This window comes from Brassicibacter mesophilus, from assembly GCF_050433385.1.
Taxonomy (GTDB): domain Bacteria; phylum Bacillota; class Clostridia; order Tissierellales; family Proteiniboraceae; genus Brassicibacter; species Brassicibacter mesophilus.
The window spans coordinates 20,602-28,872 of sequence record NZ_JBNPXI010000037.1 but is presented as its reverse complement, the minus strand read 5'-3'; the positions used below and the strand labels follow the sequence as shown (position 1 = coordinate 28,872).

The following is an 8,271-nucleotide window of genomic DNA, read 5'->3' as shown; positions in this document are numbered from 1 at the left end:
TTAACTCAAATGTATTAACGTTGACGTTAATTCATAAGTTGTTTTAACAGCTTTGCTGTTATTAAACTTGTCTTTTCACTGTTCAGTTTTCAAAGGCCAAACATCAGCTTTATTATCTTAGCACTTTTATTTCCTTGTGTCAAGCGCTTTTTCCATTTTTCTTTTGTTGTTTTGTCGAATATTGTCGACTTTTACTACTATATCAAATTTCTTTTCTCTTGTCAACAGCTTTTTTAATATTTTTTATTTCTTATTATTTTAGCTGTTTTCTGTCGTCTTTTGTTCGGCGACTTATTTAATATAGCATATTTATTGTACCTCAACAAGTGTATATTATTCATCTTATTCCCTTCTATGCTAAAATATTTTTTACTATCTTCAATTTGCTCACGAAATGTGCTTCTTTTACATACTAGCGTTTTTCATTTAACTACAGGAAAAGATAATTAATAAATAGTACAAATACGCATCTAATATAAATAAATATTAGATGCGTATTTTCTAAAATAAAACTCCAAGTCTTTATTATATACTTACTTAACTAGTTCTATACCCCTATTAAATGCATTGATATTTAACTCAACAAACTTTTCATTTACTTGATCTTTTATTACATCTTCCCAATTTACTTCATTAATATTTAATGCCTTAACTAAACTTCCAAGCATTAATATATTTTGAGCTTTTATATTTCCTAATTTGATAGCTTCATTTGCAGCTTCAAGCACTATGGTCTGAACTTTAGCTTTGAGTTCATCAATTATTCCTTTAGGATATTCCATCTGTCCAGTGAGTATAGGTGCAGACGGTATAGCATAGTCATTAACTACTAGCTTGCCATTAGGCTTTAAATATTCAATCCACCTCATAGCTTCCATCTTCTCAAAAGCTACTATTATATCGGCTTGCCCCTTACCAATGATTGGTGAATATACTTTTTCCCCATATCTAACTTGAGTTGTAACACTTCCACCTCTTTGAGCCATACCATGAACCTCTGACATTTTAACATCATACCCTGCATCAATAAGTCCTTTGGCTAACACTTTACTCGCAAGAATTATCCCTTGCCCTCCAACTCCTACCATTAGTATATTTTTAATATCAGCCATATTACTCACCCACCTTTACAATTGCATTAAATGGACACACCTGTAGACACACTTCGCATCCAACACACATGGTCTGATCAATAATTGAACCTTTTTCTTTATCAAATGATATTGCAGGACAACCTACTTTAAGACACATCTTACACTTTTTACATTTGTCTATGTCTACTGTACATTTTTTCTTATAATTAAGTTCGTATTCTTTTATTTCTTCTTCGTGTGATTTCTTTAGCACACATGGCCATTTGGTGATAATAACCATTGATTCGTCTGTATTTATAGCTTTATTAATAGCTGCTTCAGTTTGTTTTAGGTCTAGTGGGTTTATAATTTCAATATTCTTAATCCCTATGGCTTCACATATTTTAACGATATCGATACTTTCAGTAACATCGCCTGACAATGTATAACCAGTACCTGGATTTTCTTGATGACCTGTCATGCCTGTAATTCTATTATCGAGAATTATTGTTGCAGAATTACCCTTATTATAAACAATGTCTATCAATCCTGTTATTCCTGAATGGAAGAATGTTGAATCTCCTATTACTCCAAAAACCTTTGTCTTTCTTCCATTTACTTCTGATGCCTTACTAAATCCATGTCCAGCACTTATACTTGCCCCCATACATATACAAGTATCCATTGTTTCAAGTGGAGGAGCAGAGCCTAGCGTATAACAACCTATATCACCAGTTACAACAACGTTTTTCTTTTTACTTAAAGTATAAAATAATCCTCTATGTGGACAACCAGCGCACATAGTAGGTGGTCTTCCAACTACTTTTTCTTCTACTATATCTATCTTTTCTTTTTCCTTACCTAATATCGCTTCTGCAATAATATCAGGATTTAATTCACCAGTATTTGGTATTAGCGATTTACCTGTAACTTCTATTCCCATTGCTTTTATTTCTGTTTCTAAATAAGGCTCTAATTCTTCAATTACATACACCTTTTCAACTTGTTTGCAGAATTCTTGTATTTTAGCCTTAGGAATTGGGAAAGTCATTCCAAGCTTTAGATAAGATGCATCTTGTCCAAAAACTTCTTTCGCATATTGATAGGCTACACCTGAAGTAATTATACCTATAGCTCTATCGTTTAATTCAATTTTATTTAATTCGGTATTATTGCTATACTCTTCAAGTTTTATTAACTTCTCCTCTAGCTTAACGTGAAGCTTTCTTCCATTTGCAGGAGTTGCCACATATTTAGGTATATTCTTATTATATTCTTTTATACCTACTTCATCTCTTTCTCCTATTTCAACAAGCCCTTTACTATGGCATATTCTAGTAGTTAATCTCAATAGTATTGGTACATCAAAAGACTCACTTATCTGATAAGCTATTTTAGTAAATTCCTTAGCCTCTTGGCTATCGCTAGGCTCAAGCATTGGTAGTTTAGCAAACTTTGCATAATATCTGTTATCCTGTTCGTTCTGAGAGCTATGCATTCCAGGATCATCTGCTGAAACAAGAATGCACCCCCCATTTACTCCCATATAAGCAAATGTAAACAATGGATCAGCTGCAACATTTACACCTACATGCTTCATAGCTGCTAATGTTCTAGCACCTGCAATAGATGCACCAACCGCAACCTCTAATGCTACTTTTTCGTTTGGAGCCCACTCAGAATAAATTTCACTATACTGAGCAATATTTTCTAGAATCTCTGTACTTGGAGTCCCAGGATACGCTGAAGCAAAGGTAACTCCTGCCTCATAGGCTCCAAGTGCTACTGCCTCATTTCCAGTTAATAACTTTTTCATTATTACACCCCTTTACAAGTTTGATAAAATGAAAAAACTTAGCATGTTTTGAGTTAATTTATGTTTAATTTATTAAACAACTATTTAATAAGAAGCTATAAGACTACCTAGTGCAATAGAATACAATTTAGCTTCATGAGTATCAGCTCTTGATACGAGTACTACCGGTGTCTTAGCACCCATTATTATTCCAGCTGACTGGCTATTTGCAAAATAAGTAAGACTCTTACCAATCCCATTTCCAGTTTCTATATTTGGTACAAGTAATATGTCTGAATCACCTGCTACTTGGCTATTATAATTCTTTATCTGCGCAGCTTCATTTGAAACTGCTAAATCCAACGCCATAGGTCCATCAACTATAACACCTGTATCGAATTTTCTTTCAAGCGACATGGTTTTCAATTCATCTGCATGAACTGTTGCAATCATCTTAGGATTTACTTTCTCCTTTGCAGCTAAAGCAGCAACCTTTACAGTATCATATCCTAATGCTTTACATACTCTAGTTGCATTTCTAACTATTTTTACCTTGTCTTCTAGTGATGGGTCAAGATTCATCCCCCCATCAGTTAAAAAAATTAATTTATGATATGTTGGTACTTCATATACCATTACATGGCTCAATAAACTTTGAGTTCTTAATCCATATTCTTTATTAAGAACCTCTTTTAACAATATTGATGTATCAATCAAACCTTTCATTATGAAATCAGCCTTACCACTACTTACAAGTTTAACTGCTATCTGTGCTGAACCAACTATATCTAAGGAATCTATTTTTTCATAATCCTCTAGTGATATATTTAATTGTTTTGCGATTGCTTCTGTTTTATTTATATCTCCAATTAAAATAGGTTCTATTATGCCTAAAGAAGTAGCCTCACTAATTGCTCTTAAAACTTCCTCATCATGACATGCAGCAATAGCTAGCCTTCTTTTGCTCTGTTTTATAGATTTATCAAGCATTTCTTTAAGACTTTTTATCATCAAAGCTCCCCCTAACTATTATTTTTATTTTGCATAAAATCGTTTTCCCAAACAACATTTTATCATATATTCATCACTATGTTCAAAATATTTACAAAACTTTAATCCATATACACAAGATATATAATTAATATTCAAGATATTCGTGTATTTCATCAAGTATATCATCATAATATTCAGTAAGCTTTCTTAGAATATAATTAGTATAAAAACAGCTTTTTGTCCCATTCTTTAAGTAATCCCTATAACACAAATCTATATATACAATTTTTTCAATGCATTTTTCTGATAAAATATATGAATCTAATAAATACTTTAATAGCTCCTTTTGCTTTTCGTTATTTAGATTTTTTCTATTATATTTCATGAACGACCATAATATCGAATAAATGTTCTCTGTAGCTAAATATAAGTATTTCAAGATATCTTCTTCTATTATTTTGTCATTCTCTTCCCCATCATTTCTATCACAGTATAATTTTATATACATGACATAGTTCGTGGTTTTTTTAACCTCATCAGTCAATTCAACTATGTTACTCATATCCATCCTCCTTAAAATTCGCCTTTTTATATGTATATATGGATATGTGATTTAATATACAAAAAAAGAATATGAGTTAACCCATATTCTTTTTTCTATCGAGTTCATTTTTACATGCGATTGTTATTTCATCTTCAGAGTTAATAGCATATGCTCTTAAAATATCTTTTTCTGCATTGCTAATATCTAATAATTGAAGATACGTCATTCCTCTATTACATATTATCTCATAGTCATTTGGCTTCAATTCAATTGCTCTACTAAATGTTTCTATTGCTTCTGTTGTATCACCTAAATATACTTGGCAAAGCCCTAGTTCATTAAGGGCATCAACCTGCTTTGGAGCAATATCTAAAACACTAATAAACTCAGCTTTAGCTTCTTCAAAACGTTCAAGTTGTCTATATCCTAGTCCTATCATGAATAGCAGATTCCACCAACCTACATATTTTTCTTTCAAAGGAAGCAACTTTTCTAATCCCTTTTCTGCATTACCATTTATAATTTGAAGATACCCTTCTTCATAGATTACATCATCATCCACTGCTTCAAGCCCTTCTCTAACTTCTTGAAGTAATTCATCATCATTTCCTAACTGAATATATTTTTCCCACATTAACTCACATTTCTTGAATTGCTTGCTATTTTTATAATGATATCCTAGCTTATAATATGATTGACCAAAATTACTATCTATATCAATTACTTTCTCAAAACATTCTGTGGATTTACTTAAAAATACATTTCCTAATTTTTTATTATCTGATTCAAACAATCTTTTAGCTTTTTCTTCTAAAGCTAATCCATAATTATATATTCCCATTACATGTCTGTCATTAATTATTGTTAATGCTCTTAACCATATGATTCCATCTTCAAATAACCCTTCATTTATTTTCTTTAATCCACTATAAAGTATGTATTCTTCAATTTTTTCATCATATTTGTACAGAATACGCTTGTATTCTTCACAGTGTTTAAATTCTGGATCAACTCCAACAGTATATACCATTCCATTAATAATTGCAGAAACTTTTACCTCATCCTGTGCTTTTTTTTCTTTAATTTCAGTAATCAGTTCATCAATAATTAAAGGTAATGGGGTATCAGAGTAAACTTTATAGCCCTTTATATCTACATAAGTTTCTGGTTTTATTTCTATAAACGATAAGTTTTCCGTTTTTTCTTTAAAATAATTATCAAGCTCTTTCATCGTAACCCACCTATCTTCTTAAGTATTTTATCATAATTATTTATACAAATCTCTCATAAACATTCTTTTTCTTCTAGTACTAGTACTTAATACTTCAAATAATACACCTCTATAAATCATAATAAATGAAAAAAGAATTTGTCCAATAATATACAACAATATGCTTTTCAACGATAAACTAAATCCAAAGCTAAAGTTAATTGCAAATAAATCATTTATTACTCTACCAGTTGTCAAATAAAGGATACCAATTAAAATAGCATTTGGTATAAACCATTCAATCCAATTCTCCTTAACATAGTTAAATGCATACACAATTGACTCCCAAGGAGAATAAAATTTTTGATATATAGTTTCTGGTAATGCATTAAGAAGAATCAATATTAGGAAACTGATTATGAAGTTTAATGTACCAGGAGATACAACTGTGTTATATAAAATAGGTGCTAACACCATATCAAATAAAAAGCCAGCTAACCATCCTATAAATAGTACTCCATATACCTTCCATAAGTAAGCCTTGAAACCATCTTTAAAATCCTGTAAGTTAAATTTACCATGCTTAATTATATTATATAAAAGATGAAAATAATTTGAAATCATAGCGCTTGTAACAATAAAAGTAATTATACCAGCAAAAAAACCAATTACAGGTATTCTAAAAAAGACTCCAATTATCGAAAATAATATTATGTTAATAACTGAATAAGCAAAACCTGTAAATATTATTTGCCAGTTATTAAAAAATAGTTTGCCTGTTTTCTTCAAAGTACTTTTATTGACAAATATTATATCATTAATTAGATTCACAACAATCACTCCCTATTTTTTTGAATTCATCGGTAACATTAAAGCATTGACATCTATTAAACACATTTTTAAAATCATATACAAATAATATAATGGACTTAGAGTACTTTATATTATTTAAATCATATTTGTATTTAATGAAATCAAGAATATTCAAATTAAATTCTTCAAAATAAACATCATTAATAATTTTCTTAGCTGGTAGATTGGCATGTTTTGGGATATATTTAGATACATTATCTTCATTCTTAAGAAAATCATGTTTTTGTTTTTTCAGGTAATCACTATTATCATTTTTGATATATTTAGGAACATTTGGTGATTTATTGTTGTAGATAAAATCAAACCGTAGAACCTCTTTGAATATTTCTAAGTTATTTTCTATACCTGATAAGTAAAAATCAAATAAAATCCTATATAGCTCTGTTCTGCTATGTGACACCCTCTGATGCCCTTTTTCTTGCCAGTATTCAGAAAACTCACTATAAAAGTCAAATGGAGTGTCGTAATAGTTATAAATAATAAAATTAATACTATTTTCAAAATAAAATTCGTTTCCATACTTCTCGACTAAGTCTTCAATACCTTTTAATTTTAAAAGTTGGTTATAGGTTATATAGTTGTTTTCCAATACTTCATATGGAGGCTTATCCAAAAATTTGAATCCATATTTCTCTACATCCTGCCTTAGTCCCGACCCTTTAAGAAGTTTTAAAAATCCAAGCTGAAGCTTATCTGCCCTAAGGCTATAAACATCATTAAATGATTTTCTAAATGTATTGTAATTCTCATGAGGAAGACCTGCTATCAAGTCTAAATGTTGGTGTATATTATTATAGCTTTTTATTTTACTAGTTACTTTCTTTAGTTTTTCAAAATCAGTATTTCTATCTATTATTTCTAAAGTAGCTGGATTAGTAGATTGAACACCTATTTCAAATTGGAATAATCCTTTAGGAATGTGTTCTAAAAAGCTTAGTATATCATCATCTAGTAAATGTGCTGTTACCTCAAAATGAAAATTAATATCGGTTACATTTTGTTCTACAATAAACTGCATAATTTCTAACGCATATTCTTTCTTAGCGTTAAAAGTTCTATCAACAAATTTAACCTGTTTCACTTTAGCATCTATTAGTCTCTTCAAATCTTGCTTTACTCTTTCAATAGAGAAATATCTAACACCTTTGATAGTAGATGAAAGGCAAAATCGACAGTTGAAAGGACATCCTCTAGAGCTTTCAAAATACACTATCCTATTCTCAAAGTCTTTAGCGCCTTTGATAAATGGTGAAGGGATTGTATCTAAATTTTCTATTAACGGACGAGGAGCATTCTGGTAGATTTCATTGCCCTGTCTATAAATGAGTCCTTCTATATCAGAAAAATCATTTCCATTCTGACTTAACTGAGTTAATAATACTTTAAATGTTTCTTCACCTTCTCCAAATATAATAAAATCAATAAAAGGATTTTTTTCAACTATACTCTTTCCGTCAAAAGATACCTCTGGGCCACCTAAAATAATTCTGATATTAGGATTAACAATTTTTAACCTCTGTGCAATATCTAATGTACTCTCAATATTCCAAATGTAGCAAGCAAAAGCAACTACATCGGGACTCTTTCTGAATATCTCACTTGATATGTATTCATTATTTTGATTGATAGTGTATTCATCTATTTCAATATTAGGAAAATCATTCTCACAATAGCTTTTTAAATATCTAATAGATAATGAAGTATGTATATACTTTGAATTTAAAGTAGTTATTAATATTTTCATTTTATCCCTCTTTCAAAACCGTTATTCTTTAGTAATATT

The 8,271-nt window shown here is 30.0% G+C and carries 7 protein-coding genes; all 7 read right to left on the bottom strand.

Annotation, left to right across the window (positions count from 1 at the left end):
• Window positions 1-533: 533 nt before the first annotated feature.
• Window positions 534-1,112, bottom strand: coding sequence for an indolepyruvate oxidoreductase subunit beta (locus HNR33_RS21780; RefSeq protein WP_429087880.1), 579 nt, complete (start codon window positions 1,110-1,112; stop codon window positions 534-536).
• A 1-nt stretch (window position 1,113) separates the two neighbouring features.
• The gene (iorA, locus tag HNR33_RS21775) at window positions 1,114-2,889 is read right to left on the bottom strand and encodes an indolepyruvate ferredoxin oxidoreductase subunit alpha (RefSeq protein WP_429087878.1); all 1,776 of its coding nucleotides are present in this window, start codon (window positions 2,887-2,889) and stop codon (window positions 1,114-1,116) included.
• 84 nt (window positions 2,890-2,973) lie between these two features.
• Window positions 2,974-3,879 (bottom strand): bifunctional enoyl-CoA hydratase/phosphate acetyltransferase, encoded by a 906-nt coding sequence (locus HNR33_RS21770; protein ID WP_429087876.1) that lies wholly within the window; start codon window positions 3,877-3,879, stop codon window positions 2,974-2,976.
• 127 nt (window positions 3,880-4,006) lie between these two features.
• Window positions 4,007-4,423 carry a hypothetical protein gene (locus HNR33_RS21765; RefSeq protein ID WP_429087873.1) on the bottom strand — a complete coding sequence of 139 codons (417 nt, stop codon included), beginning with the start codon at window positions 4,421-4,423 and terminating at the stop codon, window positions 4,007-4,009.
• Window positions 4,424-4,499: 76 nt separating this feature from the next.
• Entirely contained in the window at window positions 4,500-5,636 is a 1,137-nt protein-coding gene (locus HNR33_RS21760) for a tetratricopeptide repeat protein (RefSeq protein WP_429087870.1), read from the bottom strand.
• Between the two features lie 36 nt (window positions 5,637-5,672).
• A complete protein-coding gene (locus HNR33_RS21755) occupies window positions 5,673-6,446 on the bottom strand; it encodes a hypothetical protein (RefSeq protein ID WP_429087867.1) in 774 nt (257 codons plus the stop codon).
• Window positions 6,433-8,232: a B12-binding domain-containing radical SAM protein gene (locus HNR33_RS21750; protein ID WP_429087865.1), complete on the bottom strand. Its 1,800-nt coding sequence runs from the start codon at window positions 8,230-8,232 to the stop codon at window positions 6,433-6,435. Before HNR33_RS21750 ends, HNR33_RS21755 begins: the two co-directional genes overlap by 14 nt.
• Window positions 8,233-8,271 lie beyond the last annotated feature (39 nt).